Origin of the sequence: Brevibacillus sp. AG (assembly GCF_028369215.1) — a bacterium.
Lineage (GTDB): Bacteria > Bacillota > Bacilli > Brevibacillales > Brevibacillaceae > Brevibacillus > Brevibacillus porteri.
Genome location: NZ_JAQMYO010000007.1, coordinates 37,954 through 62,430 on the forward strand (window position 1 = coordinate 37,954; position 24,477 = coordinate 62,430).

Sequence of the window (24,477 nt, forward strand, 5' to 3'; positions counted from 1 at the left end):
TCGCTTTTTGTCCATACGTATGTTATTTACGCAAAATCAAGGTGAATGTGCTTCCCGACGAGGTACTTTCTGTCAGGGTCAACCTACCCCCTAACGCTTGGGCAATCATTCTGCTAAAAGACAGACCAAGCCCAAGCCCACGGATGATGTGCTTCTTGTCCTCGCCTCGGTAGAATCGCTCGAATATCAAAGACTGTTCTTCAAGCGGTACCCCACGTCCATTGTCCTTCACGTCAATGCGAATCTCATCTGTTGTTGCAGATAGCGACACGAGAATCTGCCCCTCCGATTCCATCGCTTGTGCCGCATTGTTTAGGAGATTGTACATGATTTGCTGCACACGCAGTGGATCGGTCTCTATCCAAATCGGATCAGAGGCATTTTCGATGTGCAAGCTTAGCTTCTCTTCTTCCTGCACAATTTCCCATTGGTGCGTAATTTCCCGGATCAGCTCTTGTATGTTTTGAGGTTGCCTGCGAATGCGAATGTCACCGACAGCAAAAGAGTTAAAATCGAGCAAATCCTCTACCATCTTTTGCAAACGTGCCGTTTCATTCGTACAAATATCCAAAAACTCCTTGGCTTCCTCACCGCTCACAACCTCTTCCCTCACGGCTTGTACCAGCCCACTGATGGATGTAACAGGTGTTTTGAGTTCATGGGTTACCCCTGCCAAGAGCTCGGTACGCATCATTTCCAGCTGCTTCAGTCGTTCTGCCATTTCTTCAAAGGAATGGATCAGCTCATACACTTCTTGTTCGCGCTTGTTTTTATCCAATTGAATCTCGTAGTTCCCCAGCACGATTTGCTTGGCAGCGTCCGCCACATCCTTAATCGGCTGAGACAGCTTTTTCGTCAGCAAATAAATGACGAGCCAGCCAAGTAAGCCGAGACCCAGAAGCATGATCGCGAGCAACTGGAATTCCGTCATGCTTCGAATCACCTGTTTTTGTGGGGTGAACAGCATGACCCAGCCAACCACTCGCTCATCAACCTTAATGCTTTCCTTCACGAAAAGCACTTCTTCGCCCCGCGCAAGCTCAAACCGTGACAGGCTGTCATCCGCTTCCACCAAATCAGGCGCGATGCGCTTCAGCTCCCCAGAAAAAGGACCTGGTACGCCAAATACTGGTTGCTTGTGTTCATCTAAAATCATCATAATAGGCTTGTAATTGACTCCGAGTGACTCCTGGCGACTGTCCACTATACGAAACAAGAACGGAGCCATTTTTACCTTGCCTTCCACATCAACGACCCGATCCGCTACTTCCGCCGCCATCAGTCTCATAAAATCAAGGCGTTTTTGAGTTTCGCTATAAGAAATCCAATAACTGGAGGCAATCCCGATCACGAAAAGGCCGATACACAAGATGATCAGGTATCGCGTCGTCCAATACCGAAATAAAGAGGTGCGTTTTTTATCACTCATATACACACAGCTTGTAGCCCAAGCCACGATAGGTACGGATTTCCCCTTCGGATGTCGGCCAATTCTCCAAGGATCGCCGGATGCGTTTGATCGCGAGGTCTACTGCGCGATCACTTCCTTCGTAATCCATCCCCCACACCTGCTCGATGAGCTGTTCTCTGGTGAATGTCTGGTTTTTGTACTGTGCCAAAAAAAGAAACAGGCACAAGTCCTTAGGCGTAAACGCCAGTTCGATGCCGTGCAGCATGACAGAATACGCCTTGAAGTCGACTTTCAGACTACCGAACTGCTTCACATGATCGCCTTCTATCAATTGTTTCGGACGACGTAATACCGCATGTACGCGAGCGACCACTTCGTCGGCAATAAAGGGCTTGGTGATATAGTCATCGGCGCCTTTGTTCAAGCCCGCCAGCTTGTTATCGATTTGTCCCAACGCTGTCAGCATGATGACGGGACACGAGCTTTTCGCCCGAATATATTCGAGAATACTCCATCCGCTTCGTCCAGGCAGCATCACATCCAGCAAGACGAGCGCAGGATTGAGTGAATCAAACTTCCGCTCTGCTTCCTCGCCGTTAAATGCCTGTTCGACCTGAAAATTGTTTTTTTCCAAGTACGCCTTCAATACCCGAGAGATGGGTAACTCGTCTTCCACGATTAAGATGTTTTGCATGCTCGTACTCTCTCCCCTCTGCTCGGACTACTCTCCCCTTTAGCGTAGGACATGAATATGTCAAGCAGATGTCTGGAAGGAAGCATACTTTGTAAGTAAAATAAAGAGACCTGAATGCAAATAGGGAGGTTTTTCTCATGAAACGCTTAACCGCGGAAGAAAAAAACGGTTTGTATAAAGCCATCAGCAATCGTCGCGATATCCGTAGCTTTCGTCAAGACCCTGTCGCCCCAGAAAAGCTCGCCATGATCTTGGCTGCTGCCCACCATGCTCCTTCTGTCGGATTCATGCAGCCTTGGAATTTTGTCCTGGTAGAAGATGACGCAACCAAACAAGCTCTCGCAGAATGTGCGGATAAAGAACGCCGGGCGCTAGCCATCCACTACGAAGGTACGGGACGAGAGTCGACCTTTTTAGAGTTGAAAATTCAAGGGATCAAGGAAGCGCCTGTCACCATCTGTGTCACTTGTGATCCTACACGTGGCGGAGACCATGTACTTGGACGCAATTCCATCCCGGAAACAGATATCATGTCTGTCAGCTGTGCGATCCAAAACATGTGGCTGGCTGCCTACGCAGAAGATTTGGCGATGGGCTGGGTCAGTTTTTACAAGAAGGCCGACGTGCGTCGTATCCTAAACATACCGCCGCATATCGATCCAGTCGCATTGCTGTCGATCGGCTACACGGATCACTATCCGGAACGTCCACTCTTGGAGCTACACCAATGGAGACAACGCGAGGATCTGCAACAGTTGATTTATCGGGAGCAGTGGGGGAGCAAGGCGTAAGCCGCGACGAAAGACTAACAAAGAAAAAAGGTTCCCGTTTCGAGCATGGGAGCCTTTTTCTTTCAGGAAAGGAAAATGAAATGAAAGAGATTCTATTGAAATACCTAACTAGATTTACAATCCTTTCTGAAAAAGAACAACAGGCAATCGTTGAAGAAATCGTTACGGAGGAATATAAAAAAGGAACCATACTCCTTCGACAAGGAGATGTTCCCACGAAATGTTATTTTGTACTAAAGGGATGTGTCAGACAGTATTCGATAGATGAAACGGGGAAAGAAGTTACCTCCCAATTCTACACGGAAGAACAAACCATTGTGAATCTGGGGCAGCGTAAGCTGGATCAGTCATCTGCGTATTTTTTAGCTTGTCTCGAAGACTGTACATTGGTTGTCGGCAATCTCGAAACCGTCAGCGACATGTTCAACAAATACGCACAATTGGAAACCATGTCACGCAAGATGTTAGAAGAAAACCTTGGCGAGATACAAGATGAGTTCGCTTCCTTCATCGCTTCCACACCTGAAGAGCGGTATAAAACCGTTTTGCAGAAACGTCCCCACTTAATCGATCGGGTGCCTCAGCATCAATTAGCGAGCTATCTTGGCATGACGCCAGAGTCGTTAAGTCGGATCAAAAAGAGGGTCTCTGTCGATAAATAGCAGCAAGTCGTCATCTTTAACTGGGTGCTTTCCCGCCCTTGAACAGTAACCAGATCCCAAAGCCCAGCTCTCCTGAGATCATGGGTATTTGAAAGATGGTGGTCAGAATTGAAATGATCTCGATATTTTGCAAATCAAACAAGTTGCTTACGTTGATGAAAATATAGCCGATGGAAGCCAGCAACAATAACAGGCCAATGACTTTCGGGATACTCTCTGATTGAAATACCATATACCCGATCATCATCAGATGCCCACCAAAAATAAGTAAGCCAATCGACCAAATGGATTGAAATGCCTCCAAGTAAAGCATCATTTGTCCTGGAACCTGCTCGATTGGCAAGTAGGAATTCGGAACAGCACTTTTCGCGAGAAGTAAGACAACGAGTAGGTTCAGTATGGCCATTCCCAAAACAGCCGCATAGATAAGACGGAACCACGCAGCGAGTAAGGACAGGTATTTATTCGTTGGCTTCAAAAAGAGATAGAAAGCCCAGGCGACGAGTATGTCCGTGATCAGGATCATGAGCCATCCCAAAATTTCCGCTTGGAAAAGCACAGTGGATGTCCGGATATTGTGGAAGGTTGCGTTGGGATCTCCTTCTACGACAAGATTTCCATGAACAAAACCAAAAGAAAAAAAGGAAGCAAACACCATGATGAGAAGTGAAACACCAGCAATCAGACCCCTCCTGTTTTGCATTGTTTCGTATTATTGTAGGAGGAAGGTTAGAGACGGTCATTGACTTAAATCAAGTCTGCATTTTTTCAAAAAAAAACCGCCTGATCAACAGGCAGCATAATAAAGGTAGAGGGGGTAGTACGTGATTCACGGTATCTTCCTGACGTGCCCGAACACGAAGAAGGTTTCACAATTGACGTGACTCACGAACATGGAACTAGCAAAATGGGAAATTTCACCTGACGCCGAGTCCCTCCCTATGCCCGAATATACCTAGCGAATCGATTTATATGCGTGGACGCGTTCGGTTTGTCGGAATTGCCGCTAGCGGATCATCTGGCCAATAATGCTTGGGATAACGCCCCTTCAAATCTTTTTTCACCTCAAAATACGCATGTGCCCAAAAGCTCGCCAAGTCCCGTGTCACTTGTACCGGACGATGAGCTGGTGAAAGCAAGTGCAATGTCAGTGGTACTCTGCCTCTGCCTATTCTCGGAGAGTCTTGCCAACCAAACAACTCCTGTAACCGGACCGAAAGCACCGGTGCCGCTGGATCACTGTAATCGACAGGAATTTTGGAACCGCTTGGGACGATCACATGAGTCGGAGCGTATTCGTCTAGTTGTCTGCGCTGCTCCCATGACAGCATACTCTCCAGCAACGTCGTCACTGTCAGCGACTGCAAGTCTTCCTTTCTTTTGAAACCATACACATGGGGAGCGAGCCATTCCTCCAAGGAAGTAAGCAGTGCCTCCTCTTCCACATTCGGCCAGTCCTCCTCCAGACGATGCATAAACAACAAACGCTCCCGATACTGTCTCGCCTGCCGATTCCACGGCAAACTCTCCAAGCCTTCTTCTTTTATTCCGTCCAAAAACGCGGTTAACACCTCATCTGTCGAAGCCTCCGCAGGTATATCCGCCAACAGGATCGCCCCCAGCCGTTTTTGCTTACGGCTGCGAACTGCCCCTGCTGTATGCTCCCACCATACGTTCATTCGTTCGGTAATCTGCATCGTACAATCATTCAACAGCTCGCTTTCTGCCACGCTAGCCGCCAGTAATATCCGACTGTCTGCGCCCTGGTCATCGAGTTCTGCTGCCACAATATACGGCGAAGCAATCAGTGGCTGCTGCACGGAAAAAGCTGCCCCACGCCCATTGCGAAGCAAATAACGTCCATCTGCCCTTCGCTGGGCAATCCGATCCGGGTACGCAAACGCCAGCAGTCTTCCCGTCGCTTCTGTACGAGTGGAAGTGTCACTAGGCTTGTTGTTTATCCATACCCGTTTGAAGTACGCCGCCTCTTTCCAAAGTCTTTTGCATGCTCCTACATCAATCGGAAGCTCCACTGCCCCACTCTGTTTGTTCGCTACCTGACGAAGCAGTTCAACACGCGTACGCATATCCGCATCTGCTAAAGCATGGCGCCCCCTCACAATATCGCGTTCTTCCAAGAGGACAGCGAGCTCGCAAGCCAATTCACCATGCCCCAGTTCATTCGCTTTCTGAATCATGTGGCCCAATCTCGGATGTACCCCCATCCCAGCGAGCACTCGTCCATGTGGTGTGATCTGCTTGCTCTCATCTAATGCGCCCAGTTGATGCAGCAGCTCTTGAGCCTGTGCCATCGCTGCCTTCGGCGGGGGATTCAGCCAATCCAACTCGTCCGACGACCCGACTCCCCATAGAGCCAGCTCCAAAGCGAGCACAGCCAGATCCGCTTCCATGATTTCAGGTGCCTGCTGTGGAATGAGCATGCGATCTTCTTGCTCTGTCCACAGTCGAAAGCAGACCCCTGGCGCAAGTCGTCCAGCCCTTCCTCGGCGTTGGTCAGCAGATGCTTTCGATACCTTTGCAGTCTCCAGTCTCGTCATCCCTGTTCGTGGAGAAAAGCGCGGGACCCGTTTTAATCCACTATCAATCACGATGCGCACACCCTCGACCGTCAAGCTCGTCTCGGCAATAGTGGTAGCGAGGACAATTTTGCGCTCCCCTGTTTTCCCGGGCTGGATCGCCTTATCTTGTTCCTCCTGCGACAAATTTCCGTAAAGAGGCGCAATCCGTAAGTTCGTGCCCACACCGCTTTGTTCAAGCAACTCTTGCACGCGGTGAATTTCTTTGGCTCCCGGTAAAAAGACGAGCATATCTCCCTCTTCTTGTCTCAACGCTTGGAAGATCATCTGGACAACGACCTCTTCCAGACGCCCCTCCATCGGGGAAGTCAAAAAGTGCGTCTCCACTGGAAACATCCTGCCTTTACTATTGACAACGGGAGCATTCCCCAGCAAGGCTGACACGGGTTCGGCATCGAGCGTAGCGGACATCACGAGAATTCGCAGGTCTTCCCGAAACAAGCTTTGTGCCTGAAGACTAAGGGCCAGCCCTAAATCTGCGTGCAAATTCCGTTCGTGAAACTCGTCGAAAATAACAAGACCGACATCAGATAGCTCCGGATCATCCTGTAGCATTCTCGTTAAAATTCCTTCTGTAATCACTTCAATCCGTGTGTCTGGACCTACTCTTGATTCACGCTTGACCCGGTATCCGACCGTTTGTCCAACTGCCTCACCCAGCAAGGCAGCCATGTAGGTAGCAGCTTGACGTGCGGCCAGTCGGCGTGGGACCAGCATGACAATTCGTCGATTTTGTAACCAAGCTTCTTCACGCAAGGCCAGTGGTACCCGCGTCGTCTTCCCCGCACCCGGAGCAGCGACCAACACTGCGTTTGTCTCTTTGCGCAGCGTGTTTACCAGCTCTGGCAATACTTCATTTATCGGCAATGCATTCATGTTTTCACCTCATACGAGCAATCATCCCTATTCATCATACACGATACAGAGATATAGGATGAGTGTAGATCGCAATCAAAAATGACTGAATACTCATTCAATAGTATAATGATTCCATTACTATGGGAGGTGTGCGGTATGATTCACATTCATCATCATGAAGACGTGGCATGTCTGGAAGGGATTGTTCGCGTAGGGGATTGGGAATCAGGGATTTATGGTTATGTGACGGATGGCATGCTGGTTGATACTGGCCCGAAAGTACTTGAGCAAGCTCTCGTTCACAGGTTTCAGGAAGCCTCGTTTGATTCGGTCGTACTGACGCACAGCCATGAAGACCATGTCGGTACCGCCTCGTGGATTGCCCAGCACAAGCAGGTCCCTCTTTTCATTCACGAAAAAGGAGTCGATATTTGCTCACAAAAAGCTCAGTACCCTTTCTACCGTAAGCTTACTTGGGGGATTCGTGATCCGTTTGTGGCCCAACCTTTGGGTGACGTCCATCACTCTCGCTCTACGGAATGGAAGGTGCTTTATACCCCCGGCCATGCCCAAGACCATGTAGCCTTATTGGACGAAAGGACTGGCCGCTTGTTCTGTGGCGATCTTTTTATGGGGGTGAAAACGAAGGTCATACTACGAGAAGAATCGATCCCCACCTTGATGAATTCCCTTCGTACTGTACTGGCTTGTGACTTCAAGTCGATCTTTTGCGCCCATTCCGGCTATCATCCAGACGGGAAAATACGCTTGCAACAAAAGCTGGGGCATTTGGAGAATCTGTCTGGGGAAATCCTGCATTTGCATAGCCAAGGGCTTTCTCCCCATGAAATAAACAAGCAACTGTTTCCTTCTAAACCACCAATCATCGCGGCTTCGTCTGGCGAGTTTGACTCGCTGCATATCGTCACATCTGTTCTTGCAGAGCGCATTCCTTTTCCATCGCCGGATAGTATACTAGAAGGATAATCCTTACCATTTCATAGAAAAAAGAGAGGAGAACATATGAAAGTCATCACAGTGTTACTTGCACTCATTCTCGGATTATCTGGTATTTATCCTGCAGTTTCTCATGCTGCACCGAAATTTAATGATGTCGATCCGAAGAAATACGGTTGGGCCATGAATTCGATCTCCTTCATGGTAGATAAGGGTGTGGTTAGTGGTTATCCTGACGGTCGCTTCCAACCTGACAGATTGGTCGACAAGGCAGAAATGACTGTCATGATTTATCGCCTGTTTGATCAATATAGACCGTACAAGGCTAACAAAAAAACAGATTACAGCAGCTATCACATCGAGAAATTTGCAGACGTGCCCAAAAATCACTGGGCGTACACGGAAATCACATCAATCGTCACACAAGATTGGTGGAATGCCGTAAACGATTCACCTGCTGGTGCAAAATTTTTCCCGGATACCAAGCTGAATCGAATTGGTACGGCAAACATGCTGCCCGTTTTTATGTTAGATAACCAAGACATTCCAGCTGCAGAAGTTTTTCAAATCCTTTCTGCCATGCGGGATATTCCCATCGTCTTGAGTCCGTATTCGCTTGATCCAAATTCGCCTGAAGATACTTTCCAGGAGGATGGTCGGTACAACGAAGATGGGGCAGACAAGACGAATATCCTCTATCCCCTTCTCTTTGGGCACGACGACAATGAAATCTTGTTTACGGATGACTACAGTGGAATCATTGGAACTAATCTCGCCCTCTTGCAAAAAACAGGGATCATGACTGCCTGGAACGGCAAGTTCGAGGGTGGAGAAATGCTGACTCGTGCAGAAGCTGTCACTATTTTGCACAGATTTTATAACTATTTGAAGCAAACAGGGACACTCCGCCAATACTCGAGCAAGTGAAAAACCTCCACCTCGGAGGTTTTTTTGCGAATCCTTATTCTTTGTCGATCGGATTGGTGATACCGTCCTTATACGGATCGAAGTAAATTTGTCCATTGGAGCTAATCACGGCGTAATTCACTTCCGCGACGCTCAAGCCTTTTTTGCCCACCTGTGAGAGTAGCCACTCGATGGTCAGGCTATGTTGGCGTAAATTGCTCTGGATGATTTGGCCATCCATGATTAATTCAATCGGGAATGCCTGCCTATTCCCCGTTTTCAGCTTTAAGTCTCCGCGTGTGACAGGCAGAAACTGCGGCTTTCGCAGGACCGATACCTCTCCATTCAACTCCAGCACAGCATATTGAACTTCTTCGATATTAAAAATGTTTCTCTCCCTCAGCTCTTGATTCAGCGTATCCAAAGACAGCTTCAGCTTGCGCATGTTATCTTCGAGAATTCTTCCATTCTGGATGATCACCGTCGGCTGGCCCGAAAACCATTTTCGCATCTTCCGGCTTTTCAGAGAGAGGATCATGAGCGAATAGGCGATGCCACTAAAAGTGAGTAACACCACGATCATATGCGAGATTTTAATCATGTTGTTAAAGGCAAGATTGGCTGTCAACGCCCCCAAAGTGATCGCCGCGACAAAGTCGTGATACGTCATTTGCGCGATCGTCTGCTTCCCCAGCATCCGTGTAATGATCATCATGATCGCAAAAGCCAGTGCTACTCTCGCAACTATTTCCACAATTGACTCCATGCTCCACCCCGAGGATGACAAAATTTCCACTATATCCAAATTATAGCCATGTTTTTCAACGGAAAAACCATCCTGTCTGTTTGCGCATACAGACTTTTCCTACAAATTCTTCTACAATAGAAAAAATCATACCTGTGGAAAGGAACGAACGAATATGGCAATCAAAAAGCTGGAGCATGTGGGTTTGATGGTAAAAGATTTGGAGGCATCCATTGCCTTTTACACCGAAGTAATTGGGATGGAGCTAAAAGGAAAGCTCGCTCATTCCAACGGAGTCATTACCCTCGCTTTTCTTGGATTTCCGGGGAGTACAGAGACAGAGCTGGAGCTCATTCACGGATATAGCGATTCACTGCCGGTAGAGGGCAAGGTCCACCACCTTGCGTTTTCTGTAGACAACCTCGAAGCTGAAATCGACCGTTTGAAGCAACTACATGTATCCTTTATCGATCAGGAAATAACCACACTACCAAACGGTTCGCGTTATATGTTCTTCAAAGGTCCGGATGGGGAGTGGCTGGAGCTGTTTGAAAGCACAAGAACGTAGAGGGAAAAGATTCGCCTTTTCCTTCTACGTTCCCTCTTCTTCTACTCTACTTTAATCTCTTTTCTACGTCCCATATACCACTGATAAAACCCTTCCGCCAACTTAATCGGCACATCTGTTACCGCTTTATGACTCACTGGTTTGGCGCGATTGACCGTTTTGATAGAAGCGAGACCTAACTGCTTTTGAAGAAGGTCTCTTTTGACGTTGACCTCAATAATCTTTTCTCGTTTGGAGACAAATAATGTTGTGGTTAAGCTCCCTGTTTGGAACTGGATGAAGTGATCATTCAAGGTGTATCGCGTGTTGTAGAATTCAATGACCTCGAAGACCAGAACGAACAGTGTCAACGCAATGGATATGATCCACCATGCTTGCTCCCATCCCCAAATATTCGGCTTGAAGTAGGAAAGCGCACCTGTTCCTATCATCCAAATCCAGCATGATCTGACCAAGCGAACCCATAACGATTTGATTGGGAGACTCGTCATTTCTTCCGTCACTTCATACGCAGGCAATATTTCTGAGATCATCTCATACGCACGTTTTACCGGTAAAAATGGATAGAGTGAGCTGACATCCTGTTTATCTTTCTCCGAATCACTATCCCCGCCGACAACCGTCAGCTTGACTTCGGCGAGACCCAGCATGCGCTTTAACAAGGATTGCTTGATTTTAATCGCCTGCACTCTCTCTTTTGCGATCGAAAAAGCTGTTTCTTCGATAACTCCTTTGGCAATGTAAATTCGCTCATGATCCGACGATATCTCATATTTTCCGTAACGAATGTAAGTCGTGACCATACCGAATACGATGGATAGGACCAGAAGTCCAACGGCTGTCAGCGTAATCAATGTCCATGAGCTCGTAATAAGCGAATAAATACCTACTACCTGCTCCTCCACGTCGATATATTCGGTGAGTTTGAAATACGCCCATACCAGTAACGTAATCATCCCGAGGAAGCTGAGAGAAGTGAAGGAAGCCTTGATAATCTCTTTTTTCGTTGGCGTAAAGTGAATGATTCGCTCAGGAGTGGGATACGGCGTACCGATTTCCTCCAAAGAGGTCGCGTCTCCTTCTTTCCCTTCAGCTTCAGGCTCTTTCTCTACTCGCACTGCCTGTTTCGTGTAAGCCTCCAGTCGATCCGCTTCGTTTAAAGAAATCACCGCGAATTCCACGGTAGAATCATCCCCAACCATCCCTGTCTCAAATCGAATGGAAGTCACCTTGAAAATCCGGTGCAGCAACGTCGTATGTCGATTGACGTTTTGGATTTTGGCAAAGGGGATCGTTTGCTTTGTCTTTGTAAAAATTCCTTGGTAAAGATGGAAAGCCGTATCATCCAGCCTATATTTGTACGAAAGCCATTTCAAAACCAGATAGACCAGCATCCCTACTACATAGATGTAAAACACAATTCTCCCATACGTAATGAATGCATTAGTCGAATCACGATTGAACACAAACAGAATCAACGCAGGAAAAAACAGATGCTTTACTTGGGTGATGAGATCAAAAAGGATATTTAGTAGATGGTATCGTTTTGCTTCCATCACTACTCCACTTCCTTTAATTTGGCGTAGTGTGCAATCTGTTCTCTTAATTGAGAAGCGACATCCCCCGGCAGTCCTGGAATTTCGTGCGAGGACCCCATTGTTTTTATCGAGATGGTGTACAATCCGTACTTTCGTAAAATCGGTCCTTGCTTCGTTGAAACTGCTTGGATTTTCGTCATAGGGACAAGGAAATGTCTCTCTGTGATCACCCCGAATTTCAATTGCAAGAAATCTTCGTCGATATCATACCGCCAGCTTTTATATAAAAAATACGGCTCGACAAAAGACCAAATCATCGCGATCACACCGATCACGAGCAATCCGTGCAGACTCCATCCGATCCATTCCTTCCAGGCAAAACGATCATCTAGATAATAAAGGACGGCCAAAATAACCAACCCAATCACTGCCGTAATCCCCTCAGTAATCAGTTGTACTTTGAACGCATCCTTGGACAAGCATTTTTGCGGTGCGCTAATTGGAGATGGCATATCATCACTCCTGTATGTTTATTACGCTCTCAATTCGCTCTTTAATTCATACGTAAAACAATCCGCCCGGTTTCTACGGACGATTCGTCAATTTTTCATACAGCAAACGAATACTCTTATGCCGTTCGAATCATACTAAATGATGGAGAAAACGGCTTGTAAAAATTATCACATTATAATCATTATAAAAAACTTGACTTACTGAATCATTTATTAAATAATAATCATTGTAAATTATATTCAAGCATGCCTCGTTACGCATGTCCTGAATATGTACTATACAAAAAAACATATAAAGGAGCTAACACTATGTCACTCATCGGAACTGAAGTATTGCCTTTTAAAGCACAAGCATTCCAAAAAGGTAAATTCCTCGAAGTAACAGAAGCAAACTTCAAAGGTCAATGGAGCGTAGTTTGCTTCTACCCAGCAGACTTTACTTTCGTTTGCCCTACTGAACTCGAAGATCTGCAAAATCAATATGCAACTTTGAAAGAACTCGGTGTTGAAGTATACTCCGTTTCTACAGATACTCACTTCACTCATAAAGCATGGCACTCCAGCTCTGAAGCAATCGGTAAAGTAGAATACATCATGATCGGCGATCCTTCCCATGTTATCTCCCGCAACTTCGATGTATTGATCGAAGCTGAAGGTCTGGCAGATCGCGGTACATTCATCATCGACCCAGACGGTGTCGTTCAAGCTGTTGAGATTACTGCAGGTGGCATTGGCCGTGATGCAAGTGCTCTGATCAACAAAATCAAAGCAGCACAATATGTTCGCAACAATCCAGGTGAAGTTTGCCCAGCAAAATGGCAAGAAGGTGGCAAAACACTGAAACCAAGCCTTGATCTCGTAGGCAAAATTTAAGGTGTGATATAAAATGGCCCTTGACCAAGAAATCAAAGCGCAACTAGAACAATATCTCGAGCTCTTGGAAGGCGATATTGTACTCAAAGTCAGTGCAGGCACCGATGAGGCATCTTCTGAGATGCTTGCACTGATTGATGAGTTAGCCAGCATGTCTTTGAAGATCAGTGTGGAGAAAGCAGCATTAACTCGCACACCTAGCTTTAGCGTAAACCGTGTCGGTGAAGATACTGGCGTCGTTTTTGCTGGTACTCCACTTGGTCATGAATTTACTTCCTTGGTATTGGCTCTCTTGCAAGTTAGCGGAAGAGCTCCAAAGGTCGAGCAAAGTGTCATTGATCAAATCAAAGAACTTCGTGGTGAATATAAGTTCGAATCTTACATCAGCTTGAGTTGCCACAATTGTCCAGATGTTGTCCAAGCTCTGAACTTGATGAGTATCTTCAATCCTGGTATTACTCATACAATGATTGACGGTGCCGTATTCAAGGATGAGGTAGAGAGCAAAAACGTGATGGCTGTGCCGAGCGTTTACCTCAATGGTGAATTTTTCGAAAGCGGTCGTATGACTGTGGAAGAAATTCTTGCCAAGCTGGGTTCTGCTCCAGACGCATCTGAGTTTGACAATAAAGACCCTTATGATGTGCTTGTTGTGGGCGGTGGCCCAGCAGGTGCAAGTGCGGCGATCTATGCAGCACGCAAAGGGATTCGTACTGGCCTCGTTGCTGAACGCCTTGGCGGTCAAGTCAATGACACATTGGGCATTGAGAACTTCATCAGTGTGAAATACATTGAAGGTCCTCAGCTCGCAGCCAACTTGGAGAAACAAGTAAAAGAGTATGGCATTGATGTCATGAAGCTGCAACGTGCCAAGCGTTTAGAGAAGAAGGATCTGATCGAAATTGAACTTGAAAACGGCGCTGTTCTGAAGAGTAAGACAGTCATCTTGTCGACAGGTGCTCGTTGGCGGAATCTGGGTGTACCAGGTGAAGCAGAGTTCAAGAACAAGGGTGTAGCGTATTGCCCTCACTGCGACGGTCCTTTGTTCATAGGCAAAGATGTCGCAGTTGTTGGTGGCGGTAATTCAGGTGTGGAAGCAGCGATTGATCTCGCAGGTATTGTGAAGCATGTAACCGTTCTGGAATTCTCGCCAGAGCTGAAAGCTGACGCGGTATTGCAAGATCGTCTCTACAGTCTGCCGAATGTCACTGTACTCAAAAACGTTCAAACCAAAGAAATTACGGGTACGGATAAAGTAAACGGTATTTCTTACATCGAACGGGAGACAGGTGAAACCAAGCACATTGAATTGCAAGGTGTGTTTGTACAGATCGGTCTGGTACCGAACACAGATTGGTTGGGCGACACGATTGAGCGCACTCGCTTTGGTGAGATCGTGGTAGACAGCCATGGTTCTACAAACATCCCTGGTGTTTTTGCAGCCGGTGATTGCACGAACAGTGCTTATAAACAGATCATCATTTCGATGGGATCTGGTGCTACTGCGGCTTTGGGAGCTTTCGATTATCTCATCCGCAACTAAAAACAAAGCCACTCCTTATAAAGGGAGTGGCTTTGTTCATTTATTCGGTTATTGGGAACCCACGTTGATAAACGGAGTAGCTCCACCCGTTACGTTCGGCAGCTTTCCATCCCATTTGCGGATCGCTTCGAGTTGGGCCTCAATCTGTCTGAGCTGAATCAGCTCTGGCGTAACCTCTTGCTTTTGCAGGCGCAGTGCTTGTGCTTGTGCTTCTGCTCTCGTGATTTCCTGCTCTTTCTCGATCTTGATCCGCTCCAGGTCCAGCTTCGATTTGAGCGCTTGCTGCTCAGCCACCTGCTTGGATTCAATGGCGCGGTTGAATTCATCACTGAAAGTAAACTCGCGAATATTGATTTCGTCGAGGATGATGTTATAGTTTGCCAGCTTTTTATGCAGGACTTCTTTTACCTTTTGGCTGACCTCGGAACGTTTGGATACCAGTTCCTCTGCTGTGTATTGAGCGGTCACGGCTTTAAATGATTCGGCAATGGCAGGATCAACAATTCGGCTATTGTACTCTAATCCCACTTGCTGATACAGCTTATTGATATTTTCTGCATCCAAATGATGGTTAACGGCAATCGTCGTAGATACGGTTTGCAAGTCACGTGAAGCAGAAGTCTGGCTCATTTCTGATTTTTGCACTCGCACTTCCATCGGCACCACGGTTTGGATGAACGGAATTTTAAAATGCATGCCCTCTTGCAGCACTTTTGGCTGTACCGCTCCCAGTTGCAGTACAACTCCACTATGCCCTGCGGAAATAATCGTAAAAGATTGCGTGCCAAGTAAGACCAACACGACCAGTATCACAATCGTTGCGATTAGCTTTCCTCCAGCTTGAAAGGGACTCATTTTTACAACATTTTTGTCGCTCATACTCGTCCTCCCTCTATCTATACATGCTCATTCATTTATACGAGGGAGTGGGCTATAAGTTTCAAGAAATTTATGAAAAATACATGTCATGAGCGCTATGCTTTCGATGCTTCTAAAAGAACGCGTGCCATACGCTCTGCCTCGATTTTGCATAGCTCAAATTCGACTTCACCAGATACATGCGAAATCAATTGGATGACTTCCTCACACCCGTGATCGCATATTAAAAACTGTCCCCACCGCACTTCCGAACGTGGTACCTTGCGGGCGGAAAAGCCGCTCTGAAAACCTCCAAGACTCATTTTTTCTCATCCCCTATCCGAAAAACAAATCTACGCATCCCTCTCATCTTACCCTTTATTTCGCAATCAAGGAAAAGATGTTTATTGAAGGAACTCCCCTTTCTCACTACTATAGAATCAAGAAGGGAGATGATTCATATGCTAGACCCTTATGTACGAAGAGCCGAATGCGGCTCTGAGCAAAGAGTTCCGCTTTCTCTTGGTTCAGAGCCTTTCCACATATTGAGTTGAGGATCTCTTTGCTCATCTATATACGCACATCACGCTATATAGACAGGAGCAAAGCAAATGAAATACAAAAATGCACAAGACTTATTGCCAGACGATCTGCTGCGGCAAATTCAGCATTATGTACAAGGAAGTTATTTGTACATCCCGATCCACCACGAAAACAAACGACAATGGGGCGCCTCTACAGACACAAAGCAGTGGCTAAACGAGCGCAATCAAGCGATTTGGCAGGCATTTCACGAAGGGGCTTCTGTCAAAATGCTCGCCCGGAAACATTACTTGACCGAACACAGTATTCGGCGCATTATTCGTGGACATAAATGAGACAGAGAAAAGGTCGGCCGTGTGTCTGTTTCCCAATTGCGTTACACTCCTTTGTAAGATCAGTCAGTCAGGAGGAACAACGTATGAACCAGATTCACTTTCTCGACATTTCGTTTATGTACAATGGATCTGCACAGATCATTACCCCTGTGCTACTGCAGGATGAGCATGAAATGATCCTTGTGGACTGTGGTTATCCAGACTTTTTGCCACTGCTTCAGGAGGCTGCACACAAGCAACAGCTTACGCTCGACGACCTTACGAAGGTCATTGTGACGCATCACGATATGGATCACATCGGTTCTTTGGCAGCGTTAAAACGAGCCTATCCGCACCTCGAAATCATCGCCTACGAATCCGAAGCACCGTATATCGCCGGACAAAAAACTTCTTTGCGATTGGAGCAGGCGCAAGCGACACTGGATCATCTGTCGTCTGGTGAAAAGCAGCATGCTAAGGAATTTATTCGCTTTTTGCAGTCCATCGAGCCCACTGGGGTTGATCGAACCGTAACGAATCACGAACGTCTACCTTGGTGTGGCGGCATCAAGATCATTCACACACCTGGACATATACCGGGACATATTTCGTTGTATTTGATCGCAAGCAAAACGCTGATTGCCGGAGATGCTGTTGTGATCGAAAACGGTAGACTCGAAATCGCCAATCCGTCCTATACGCTGGATATGCAGGGAGCGATTCGCTCTGTCTACCACTTACTCGAATATGACATCGAGCAGTTGATTTGCTATCACGGTGGATCGTTTCAAGGGGACGTCAAGCAAGCGCTGCGAGAACTACTCCAAGCCTACGACCCGACCCAGGAGGTTTTGAACGGATGAAACAGAACAAATACGATGAGCAAGGCTTTTTCACCACATACAGTCAAATGGCTCGTTCGATTGAGGGACTGAACGCCGCGGGAGAATGGCACGCGTTTCGGGAGCTACTGCCTTCCCTTCGCGAGAAAAAGGTCCTCGATCTTGGCTGTGGCTTCGGCTGGCACTGCCGATATGCACGTGAGCAACAGGCCCGCTCCGTTGTGGGTGTGGACCTTTCCGAAAAAATGCTGGCTCGTGCCAGAGAGACTACAACTGATCCCGCCATCGAGTATCAGCGTCTTCCGATTGAAGACATCGATTTTGCTCCAGAGGCATTCGACGTCGTCATCAGTTCCTTGGCCATCCATTATGTGGAGCGCTTTGACTTGCTTTGCCAACGTGTTTATCACTGTCTTGCTCCTGGAGGTTCCTTCGTTTTCTCCGTGGAGCATCCCGTCTTCACTGCTCTAGCTGAACAGGACTGGCATTACGGACCTCAAGGCGAACGAATGCACTGGCCAGTGGACAACTATCAGCAGGAAGGCATCCGGCAAACCACCTTTCTGGATCATGAAGTCGTCAAGTACCACCGAACGTTTTCGAGCTATATGAACGATCTCCTTGCTGCCGGATTTCACCTAACAAAAGTCGCTGAACCTGGCCCTCCTGAAGAAATGCTGGATATACCCGGGATGCGAGACGAACTCCGTCGGCCGATCTTCTTATTGATCGCCGCCAGTAAACGAGCATCCTAACCGATAAAAAAGCACCCCGTCCTCCACGTCATTTCCGTGTTTGGACGGGGTGCTCTATTATTCCCCAGCAGCCTCTAGATTTTTAAACTGGTTGTAAAACAATTGATAATAGGTACCTTTCTGCCGGGTGAGTTCATCGTGACTGCCTTTTTCCACGATCTCTCCCCGATCCACGACCATAATCGTATCGGCATCCCGAATTGTATTAAGCCTATGCGCAATCACAAAGCTCGTACGTCCCTCCATAATGGTGAGGAGCGCATCTTGGATATTCAGTTCTGTCCGTGTGTCAATGCTGCTAGTCGCCTCGTCGAGTATGAGCAGCGACGGCTTGGCGAGTATAACGCGTGCAATCGCCAAAAGCTGGCGTTGTCCCTGACTCAGGTTGCCCCCATTTTCCGTCAGCATCGTATCATAACGCATCGGCAGCCGATTGATGAACACGTCCGCATTCGCCATTTTCGCAGCGGCGACTACCTCCGTATCTGTCGCATCGGGCTTGCCGTACATAATATTTTCCTTGATAGTACCCGAAAACAAGTACGTATCCTGCAAAACAAAGCCAAAGCTGCGCCGCAAGCTGTCCCGCGAATACTCCCGAATGTCTTTTCCATCCAAATAAATCGTACCTGAGGTCACATCGTAAAACCGCGTGAGCAAATTCACGATGGTGGTCTTGCCTGCACCCGTAGGACCGACTAACGCGATGGTACTCCCTGCCTGTGCCTCGAAGCTAAAATTTTTCAAAATCGGTTGATCCGGACGATAGCCAAAGCTGACCTGATCAAACACGACGTGACCCTTGGGCTGTGCAAGCACAGTGGCACCCGGAGAATCCAATGGCTCCTCTTGTTCATCCAATACCTCAAACACCCGCTCCGCCCCAGCAACACCGGATTGAAGCACATTGAAAATGTTCGCGAGGTCGTTCAGCGGGCGGACAAACTGTCGGGAATAGCTGAGAAAGCTCGCAATCACACCTACTGTGATCAGTCCTTTTACAGCGAGTACACCTCCGACAATCGCTACCATGGCAAAGCCGAGGTTGTTAATCACGTTCATGATCGGCATGAGAAAGCCCGTCCATACCTGTGCCTTGATCCCGATCTTGCAGAGCCGGTCATTGATCGTCGTAAAGTCCTCAATGGCCTTTTGCTCATAATTGAAGGCCTGCACCACCTGGATGCCTGAAATCGTCTCTTCAATGTGCCCGTTTAGCTTACCCAGCTCCATCTGCTGATTTTTGAACAGTACACTCGTTCGTTTGGCAATCGTGCGTGTGAGCAGAAACACGAGTGGCACCGTGATCAGGCATGCGAGTGTCAGGATCGGAGACAAGACGAGCATCATCACCAGCGAACCAAGTATCACGATCCCTCCTGACATCAACTGCGTTGTGGATTGAGAGATCGAGTTGCTGACGTTGTCGATATCATTCGTGAGCCTGCTCATTAACTCCCCGTGCGTACGCGCATCGAAATAAGCAATCGGCAGCTTTTGCAGCTTGTCAAAAAGGGCTTGCCTCAGATTCGTGACGATCCGTTGCGAGATGCCTGCCATCAACCAGCTTTGCAAAAACGTCAGTGCCCCATCCAAGATGTAGGAGCCGAGCAAGGCAAGAATGAAGATAGACAAAAAGCTAAGAGCTTCCTCGCCACCTGTCATCGTATCAATCGACTTTCCGATCAAATAAGGTGCAGACAGCATGAGTAGTCCATCGACAAAAACAATGACAAATACCACCGGCAGCAGCTTTTTTTCTTTTCCAAAAGCTTGCCAGAGCCTTTTTAGCGTAGCCGCAAAATTCTTGGGCTTACTCACTGGACCTCTGGCAGCACCATGTCCAAAGCCTCGTCCAGGTCTCGGTGAAAAGACAGGTTGTTGTTTCTGTTGACTCACCTTATTTCACCTCCCGACCGATTTGTGACTGAAAGATTTCCTGATAGACCTGACAAGAGGTCATCAACTCGTCATGCGTACCGATGCCAGCGACTTCCCCATTGTCGAGCACGATGATTTTATCCGCATCCATGACAGACGTGATCTGCTGTGCGATCAAGATGCAGGTAAGGCCAGCCGCATAGGCTCGAAGTGCATCCTTAATCTTTCCTTCTGTCGCCACATCTACCGCACTTGTACTGTCGTCGAGAATGAGGATGTCCGGCTTTTTCACCAATGCTCTGGCTATGGAAATACGCTGCTTCTGTCCTCCAGAGAAGTTGACTCCTCCCTGCCCTACCCGTGTCTCATAGCCTTCAGGAGTGGTGGAGATGAAATCGTGAGCCTGCGCCATACGTGCCGCTTGCTCGACCTCCTCGTAGGTCGCCTCTGCCTTGCCCCAACGAATGTTTTCCATCACCGTGCCTGTAAACAGCATGGTTTTTTGCGGCACGATCGCCATTTTTTCACGTAATCGCTTGGGCTCGATGTCTCGTACATCCATGTCATCTACCCGAATCGTGCCTTCCGTTACATCATAAAACCGTGGAATCAAGCCAACCAAACTGCTTTTTCCAGCGCCTGTCGACCCGATAATCCCGACGGTCTCTCCAGGCAGACAAGTAAACGAAATCTGCTTGAGTACCGGCAGTCCGCTCCCACCGTCATACGAGAAGCTAACCTGCTCGAAGTCGATGCGTCCCCTTTTGCTTGGAAGCTCATGAGGTTGTTCCTCTTTCCAGCTCATTTGGTTTTCTTCAGCAAATACTTCTCCGATGCGTCCCGCTGATGCTTTGGCCCGCACAAACATGTTAAATACCAAGGAAATCATCATGAGTGAAAACAAAATTTGCGTCATGTAGTTCGTAAACGCGATGATATGTCCGACTTCGATGCTTCCTCGTTCTACGCCAAGCCCCCCAAGCCAGAGGACCGCGACAATTCCGAGGTTCATCGTCAGCATGATCGCGGGACTGAAGATGGACATCACTCGCGTAGCCGATACCGATTTGGATTGCAGCTCTTCGTTTGCCCGTGTAAACTTGCCACGCTCAAAATCAAAGCGATTGAATGCCTTAACGACTCGTACGCCAGATAAATACTCACGCATCGTACCATTCACCCGGTCAAGTGCTTGTTGCACCTTCAGAAAAAAAGGAAAACCAATTTTCATATTCAAGAAAATAAACAATCCCACAATGGGTACGACAATTGCGAGAATCACAGCCAAATCCACGTTCAATTGGGTTGCCATAAACAACCCGCCGATGCACATCAACGGCGCTTTGACGAATATTCGCATCATGCCATTCACAAACATCTGCACTTGATTGACGTCATTGGTCAGACGTGTCACGAGCGAGGCTCTGTCGAACTTATTCAAGTTTTCAAAGGATAAGGACTGCACTTTTGAAAACAAATCTGCGCGCAGCTGCGCACCAAAGTTTTGCGAGACGTATGTAGCCAGCACGTTGCGGATCGATGCCGCGACTGCCCCCAACGCCGTAACGAGCAGCATCAGCCCGCCTGTCTTGAGCACGTAGTCCATATCCCGGTTTGCTATACCCGTATCGATAATGTGTGAAAGGAACGTCGGCTGCAAAAGATCACATACCGCCTCCAAAGCTAAGAAAAACATGGAAATCCCGGCGACTACGCCGTATTTTTTTATGTAGGTTGTATAGAAGCGCATCCGTTCACCCCATCTTTGTTTCTACGTACAAGATAACGCGTAGCTAGCGAAATGTCACGAGAGATTGTCAAAAGGAAAGTGTGGGGGCTTACAGGTTTTTTCTGTCCTCATCGTCGAAATCATAAGCGATCAATTTTTGCTCGAATGGGAGATGAAATGATGGCTCAATCGCTGTTAAAAGGTATGGAAGGAGTTTTTATACCTGTGACGGACCCGAGTGCGTCTGCAAAATGGTATAAAGAAAAGCTTGGGTGCAGTCCTTTGTTTGTGGAAGCGGAGGCGGTCACGATGCGGATTTCCGAGGAATCGAACACTGTCATCTGTCTCGTCCGCGTAGAGAACCATCAGCCGATGACATTTCCGGAAAATCGTTTTGGTGTCGGCAAATACTATAATTTTCTCCCCGCAGATATTGAGGCGGCACATCAACTGTTAACAGAGCGTGGAGTAAGGGTAACCCCGATTGATGAATTTGGGTCTACGAAGGTGCTGACGTTTTTTGACCCAGACGGGAATCCACTTGGGATGTGCCAGTATTGACAAAAAGGGCAAAAAGCTGGAATCCCTCTTCGATCCCATGCTTTTTGCCCTCAGTTCTTTTACTCCGTCTTTTATTCCTGTGGAACAGCGCCTTGATCCATATGCAAGAACTCCCACAGATGTCCGTCCAAATCTTGAAAGCTCCAGCTATACATGAAGCCGTGGTCAATCGGATCTTTCGATGGAGTTGCCCCCGCGTTTAATGCTTTATTTACAATCTCATCGACTTGCGCTCTGCTGTCCGCCGACAACGCGACAATCACCTCGGTGCTTCTCGTTGCATCTGTCAGTTCTTTTTTCGTAAACGTTTGGAAAAACTCTTCGACGAGCAGCATGGCAAAAATGTTTTCGCTGATCACTAGGCATGCTGCATTTTGATCCGTAAATTGCGGGTTGAATTCATAGCCGATTGCTGTAAAGAAGTCGATGGATTTGTTGAGGTCTTTTACTGGTAAATTGACGAAAATCTGTTTGGATTGCAATGCCATGTGTACTTCCTCCTCAGGTTTGTTTTTCCTTGATGTCTATATCCTAGCATTTCCGATTGCACGAGGCTTCTTATGGATTGCTATTTTTCCATGTAGGTATGTGGCTTTCCAATTGTGCTTCTGTGCCGATGAACGCTCAGGATAAGACCAAGGGCAGCAAAATGAGCCAAAGCAGTTCCTATGTCACTATAGCTGAGAAAAGGAATCTCAAGATTCACGATTGGCAGCATGCCTGTTGACATCAACATTGGCCAGAAGAAGTACACAGAGAATAAAGGTACGATACTGACAACGAGATGCTTCCCATACGGCTCGTCCACATCCTTGACGACCCGAGCCAATCTCATCATAAATAAGGCAACGGCTATAAAGATCAAGATTCCCCCAAACCAGCCATATCTATGGATAAAATAGGTGAACTTGAAATCCGATTCTAATGAAGGCATGCTCGGTAAAGGAGCATGGAAGCCCTTGCCCCAAAAACTCGCAGAGCGGATCACTTCCATCGATTCTAGATAAAAATATCCCCTTCCAAGCGGATCTTTGGTCGGTTGCATCCAGCCTAGCACCCTTTCTAAAGCGTAGCTATCCAACAAACAAGTACCCACAAAAACAACACCCGACGCAATCACTATGAAGAGTTTTTCTTTCCGTACTGTCTGTGTGTACATCAAAAGTATCATAAATCCAAATAGATAAAGCATGAGATTCACATGCGATCCAGCGAGAAGAAAAAGGCTAGCGGGCAACAAAACAAATACAATCAGGTTAGAAGCTGTCCCACGGAATCGCCACGTCCTAATAAGAAGCATACCCGCAGCGCTTATGAGAAACATATACATGGACATTGACACAAAATCGATCGGAATGGAACGCCAAATTTTCATTACTACTTTCCCATTAAGTGTAGTGCCATCAGCAATAGTAAGCAAAACCACAATCACAGTCAGCACATACAAATGAAACGAATACGGTAAAAGCTTGCGATAATCTGTGAAGGTAAAGGTGAGCATCGCCCCGATACCAAATAAGGCATAGAACCAGTAGCTGTCCAGTTTAAACTCGATAAAACTGACCTGCATTCCATACATCGTAAACAGCCCAACAGCCAGAAAAGCCACCACATACACCAGAAGCCTCCACTCCACTCTGGGCTTATGAATCTGATGCAGCTGCTTCCCGACCGCAGTAGAATCGCCCATTTGCAAAATGGCTTGCCGTACCGCTTCCTCCTCTTTCACACCCTCTTCCATCTGCTCATCCATCAAATCTAGAAGGTGACTTTCCAGCTCATCCCGAATTCTGCGATGCATTTCCGTTGCCCGCACATGGCGACATACTTGATCGAGATAGTCTGCAATCAATGGATGTGTATTCGTCTGCTTCATGCTCTTCCCTCTCCCAGCACCCGATCAATCCCATCGCGGAACGTATGCCACTCGAGCTTTTTCTCCTTCAATTGCCCGCGACCTTCTGCCGTAATCCGATAGTATTTACGCTTCCTCCCATCCTTCTCATCCCAATACGCTTCCACATAACGCTCCGCTTCGAGTGCATGCAAGATCGGATACAACGTCCCTTCTTTTAGCGTAAACAGACCATTTGACTCCTTCTCGATGGCTTTCGCGATTTCATAGCCGTACATTTCCTTTCGATCCAGCATCGTCAAGATTAAAATCACGGTACTGCCCTTTAAGAGTTCCTTATTGATTTTCATAGTGCCTCCCGATTTAATCGCAAATACCTAGATTAACAATACATCATAAATCTATGCATATGATTCTATCATCCAAATCTTGTCATTATCAACTTTTTTCTCTATGTTTATTATGATCCCTATTTTTTAAATGA

At 47.2% G+C, this 24,477-nt stretch carries 25 protein-coding genes; 11 read left to right on the top strand and 14 right to left on the bottom strand.

Annotated features, from left to right (window positions below):
• Positions 1–22: 22 nt before the first annotated feature.
• Together POF51_RS18930 and POF51_RS18935 are read right to left on the bottom strand one after the other, a co-directional pair.
• Complete coding sequence (locus POF51_RS18930; RefSeq protein ID WP_069845800.1) at positions 23–1,456, bottom strand: HAMP domain-containing sensor histidine kinase; 1,434 nt, start codon at positions 1,454–1,456, stop codon at positions 23–25.
• On the bottom strand, positions 1,422–2,105 hold the full coding sequence (locus tag POF51_RS18935; RefSeq protein WP_069845802.1) for a response regulator transcription factor: 684 nt from the start codon (positions 2,103–2,105) through the stop codon (positions 1,422–1,424). The genes POF51_RS18930 and POF51_RS18935 overlap by 35 nt, the downstream gene beginning before the upstream one ends.
• Before the next feature lie 137 nt (positions 2,106–2,242).
• Between POF51_RS18935 and bluB the strand changes: the two genes are divergently transcribed.
• Positions 2,243–2,896, top strand: a complete 654-nt coding sequence (gene bluB, locus POF51_RS18940) for a 5,6-dimethylbenzimidazole synthase (RefSeq protein ID WP_007727497.1) — start codon at positions 2,243–2,245, stop codon at positions 2,894–2,896.
• An 80-nt stretch (positions 2,897–2,976) separates the two neighbouring features.
• Positions 2,977–3,558, top strand: a complete 582-nt coding sequence (locus tag POF51_RS18945; RefSeq protein WP_069846580.1) for a Crp/Fnr family transcriptional regulator — start codon at positions 2,977–2,979, stop codon at positions 3,556–3,558.
• Positions 3,559–3,574: 16 nt separating this feature from the next.
• On the opposite strand, the gene POF51_RS18950 is transcribed toward POF51_RS18945, so the two are convergent.
• Both POF51_RS18950 and hrpB read right to left on the bottom strand, forming a co-directional pair.
• On the bottom strand, positions 3,575–4,261 hold the full coding sequence (locus tag POF51_RS18950) for a DUF4386 domain-containing protein (protein ID WP_069845804.1): 687 nt from the start codon (positions 4,259–4,261) through the stop codon (positions 3,575–3,577).
• A 265-nt stretch (positions 4,262–4,526) separates the two neighbouring features.
• On the bottom strand, positions 4,527–7,031 hold the full coding sequence (gene hrpB, locus POF51_RS18955) for an ATP-dependent helicase HrpB (RefSeq protein ID WP_271755896.1): 2,505 nt from the start codon (positions 7,029–7,031) through the stop codon (positions 4,527–4,529).
• Between the two features lie 138 nt (positions 7,032–7,169).
• On the opposite strand from hrpB, the gene POF51_RS18960 reads away from it, so the two are divergent.
• Complete coding sequence (locus POF51_RS18960; protein ID WP_271755898.1) at positions 7,170–8,000, top strand: MBL fold metallo-hydrolase; 831 nt, start codon at positions 7,170–7,172, stop codon at positions 7,998–8,000.
• 36 nt (positions 8,001–8,036) lie between these two features.
• Entirely contained in the window at positions 8,037–8,897 is an 861-nt protein-coding gene (locus tag POF51_RS18965; protein ID WP_271755899.1) for an S-layer homology domain-containing protein, read from the top strand.
• 34 nt (positions 8,898–8,931) lie between these two features.
• Here POF51_RS18965 and POF51_RS18970 read toward each other — a convergent pair whose 3' ends face one another.
• The gene (locus tag POF51_RS18970; protein ID WP_069845812.1) at positions 8,932–9,642 is read right to left on the bottom strand and encodes a DUF421 domain-containing protein; all 711 of its coding nucleotides are present in this window, start codon (positions 9,640–9,642) and stop codon (positions 8,932–8,934) included.
• Between the two features lie 154 nt (positions 9,643–9,796).
• On the opposite strand from POF51_RS18970, the gene POF51_RS18975 reads away from it, so the two are divergent.
• Positions 9,797–10,189 (top strand): VOC family protein, encoded by a 393-nt coding sequence (locus POF51_RS18975; protein WP_017250885.1) that lies wholly within the window; start codon positions 9,797–9,799, stop codon positions 10,187–10,189.
• Positions 10,190–10,230: 41 nt separating this feature from the next.
• Here the strand turns inward: POF51_RS18975 and POF51_RS18980 are convergent, their stop codons facing one another.
• Both POF51_RS18980 and POF51_RS18985 read right to left on the bottom strand, forming a co-directional pair.
• Entirely contained in the window at positions 10,231–11,745 is a 1,515-nt protein-coding gene (locus POF51_RS18980) for a PH domain-containing protein (RefSeq protein WP_271755900.1), read from the bottom strand.
• Positions 11,746–11,747: 2 nt separating this feature from the next.
• A complete protein-coding gene (locus POF51_RS18985) occupies positions 11,748–12,239 on the bottom strand; it encodes a PH domain-containing protein (protein ID WP_017250883.1) in 492 nt (163 codons plus the stop codon).
• A gap of 309 nt (positions 12,240–12,548) precedes the next feature.
• Here POF51_RS18985 and ahpC point away from each other — a divergent pair, with 309 nt between their 5' ends.
• On the top strand, positions 12,549–13,112 hold the full coding sequence (gene ahpC, locus POF51_RS18990; RefSeq protein WP_007727513.1) for an alkyl hydroperoxide reductase subunit C: 564 nt from the start codon (positions 12,549–12,551) through the stop codon (positions 13,110–13,112).
• Positions 13,113–13,125: 13 nt separating this feature from the next.
• Positions 13,126–14,655, top strand: coding sequence for an alkyl hydroperoxide reductase subunit F (gene ahpF / locus POF51_RS18995; RefSeq protein ID WP_069845816.1), 1,530 nt, complete (start codon positions 13,126–13,128; stop codon positions 14,653–14,655).
• A 48-nt stretch (positions 14,656–14,703) separates the two neighbouring features.
• Here ahpF and POF51_RS19000 read toward each other — a convergent pair whose 3' ends face one another.
• Together POF51_RS19000 and POF51_RS19005 are read right to left on the bottom strand one after the other, a co-directional pair.
• A complete protein-coding gene (locus POF51_RS19000; protein WP_271755902.1) occupies positions 14,704–15,534 on the bottom strand; it encodes a prohibitin family protein in 831 nt (276 codons plus the stop codon).
• A gap of 95 nt (positions 15,535–15,629) precedes the next feature.
• Complete coding sequence (locus tag POF51_RS19005) at positions 15,630–15,836, bottom strand: hypothetical protein (protein WP_069845820.1); 207 nt, start codon at positions 15,834–15,836, stop codon at positions 15,630–15,632.
• Between the two features lie 288 nt (positions 15,837–16,124).
• On the opposite strand from POF51_RS19005, the gene POF51_RS19010 reads away from it, so the two are divergent.
• The 3 genes from POF51_RS19010 to POF51_RS19020 all read left to right on the top strand — a co-directional run bounded on the left by POF51_RS19010 (position 16,125) and on the right by POF51_RS19020 (position 17,967).
• A complete protein-coding gene (locus POF51_RS19010) occupies positions 16,125–16,391 on the top strand; it encodes a CD3324 family protein (RefSeq protein ID WP_106832903.1) in 267 nt (88 codons plus the stop codon).
• A gap of 83 nt (positions 16,392–16,474) precedes the next feature.
• Positions 16,475–17,233 carry an MBL fold metallo-hydrolase gene (locus POF51_RS19015; protein ID WP_069845824.1) on the top strand — a complete coding sequence of 253 codons (759 nt, stop codon included), beginning with the start codon at positions 16,475–16,477 and terminating at the stop codon, positions 17,231–17,233.
• Positions 17,230–17,967 carry a class I SAM-dependent methyltransferase gene (locus tag POF51_RS19020; protein WP_271755903.1) on the top strand — a complete coding sequence of 246 codons (738 nt, stop codon included), beginning with the start codon at positions 17,230–17,232 and terminating at the stop codon, positions 17,965–17,967. Before POF51_RS19015 ends, POF51_RS19020 begins: the two co-directional genes overlap by 4 nt.
• A 57-nt stretch (positions 17,968–18,024) precedes the next feature.
• On the opposite strand, the gene POF51_RS19025 is transcribed toward POF51_RS19020, so the two are convergent.
• Positions 18,025–19,866 carry an ABC transporter ATP-binding protein gene (locus tag POF51_RS19025; RefSeq protein WP_271755904.1) on the bottom strand — a complete coding sequence of 614 codons (1,842 nt, stop codon included), beginning with the start codon at positions 19,864–19,866 and terminating at the stop codon, positions 18,025–18,027.
• Position 19,867: 1 nt separating this feature from the next.
• The gene (locus POF51_RS19030; protein WP_271755906.1) at positions 19,868–21,598 is read right to left on the bottom strand and encodes an ABC transporter ATP-binding protein; all 1,731 of its coding nucleotides are present in this window, start codon (positions 21,596–21,598) and stop codon (positions 19,868–19,870) included.
• 159 nt (positions 21,599–21,757) lie between these two features.
• On the opposite strand from POF51_RS19030, the gene POF51_RS19035 reads away from it, so the two are divergent.
• The gene (locus POF51_RS19035) at positions 21,758–22,138 is read left to right on the top strand and encodes a VOC family protein (RefSeq protein ID WP_069845832.1); all 381 of its coding nucleotides are present in this window, start codon (positions 21,758–21,760) and stop codon (positions 22,136–22,138) included.
• Positions 22,139–22,209: 71 nt separating this feature from the next.
• Here the strand turns inward: POF51_RS19035 and POF51_RS19040 are convergent, their stop codons facing one another.
• The 3 genes from POF51_RS19040 to POF51_RS19050 all read right to left on the bottom strand — a co-directional run bounded on the left by POF51_RS19040 (position 22,210) and on the right by POF51_RS19050 (position 24,343).
• On the bottom strand, positions 22,210–22,626 hold the full coding sequence (locus tag POF51_RS19040) for a VOC family protein (RefSeq protein ID WP_069845833.1): 417 nt from the start codon (positions 22,624–22,626) through the stop codon (positions 22,210–22,212).
• Between the two features lie 80 nt (positions 22,627–22,706).
• Positions 22,707–24,014, bottom strand: coding sequence for an FtsW/RodA/SpoVE family cell cycle protein (locus POF51_RS19045; RefSeq protein ID WP_069845835.1), 1,308 nt, complete (start codon positions 24,012–24,014; stop codon positions 22,707–22,709).
• Positions 24,011–24,343: a PadR family transcriptional regulator gene (locus tag POF51_RS19050; protein WP_048031793.1), complete on the bottom strand. Its 333-nt coding sequence runs from the start codon at positions 24,341–24,343 to the stop codon at positions 24,011–24,013. The genes POF51_RS19045 and POF51_RS19050 overlap by 4 nt, the downstream gene beginning before the upstream one ends.
• Positions 24,344–24,477: the final 134 nt, after the last annotated feature.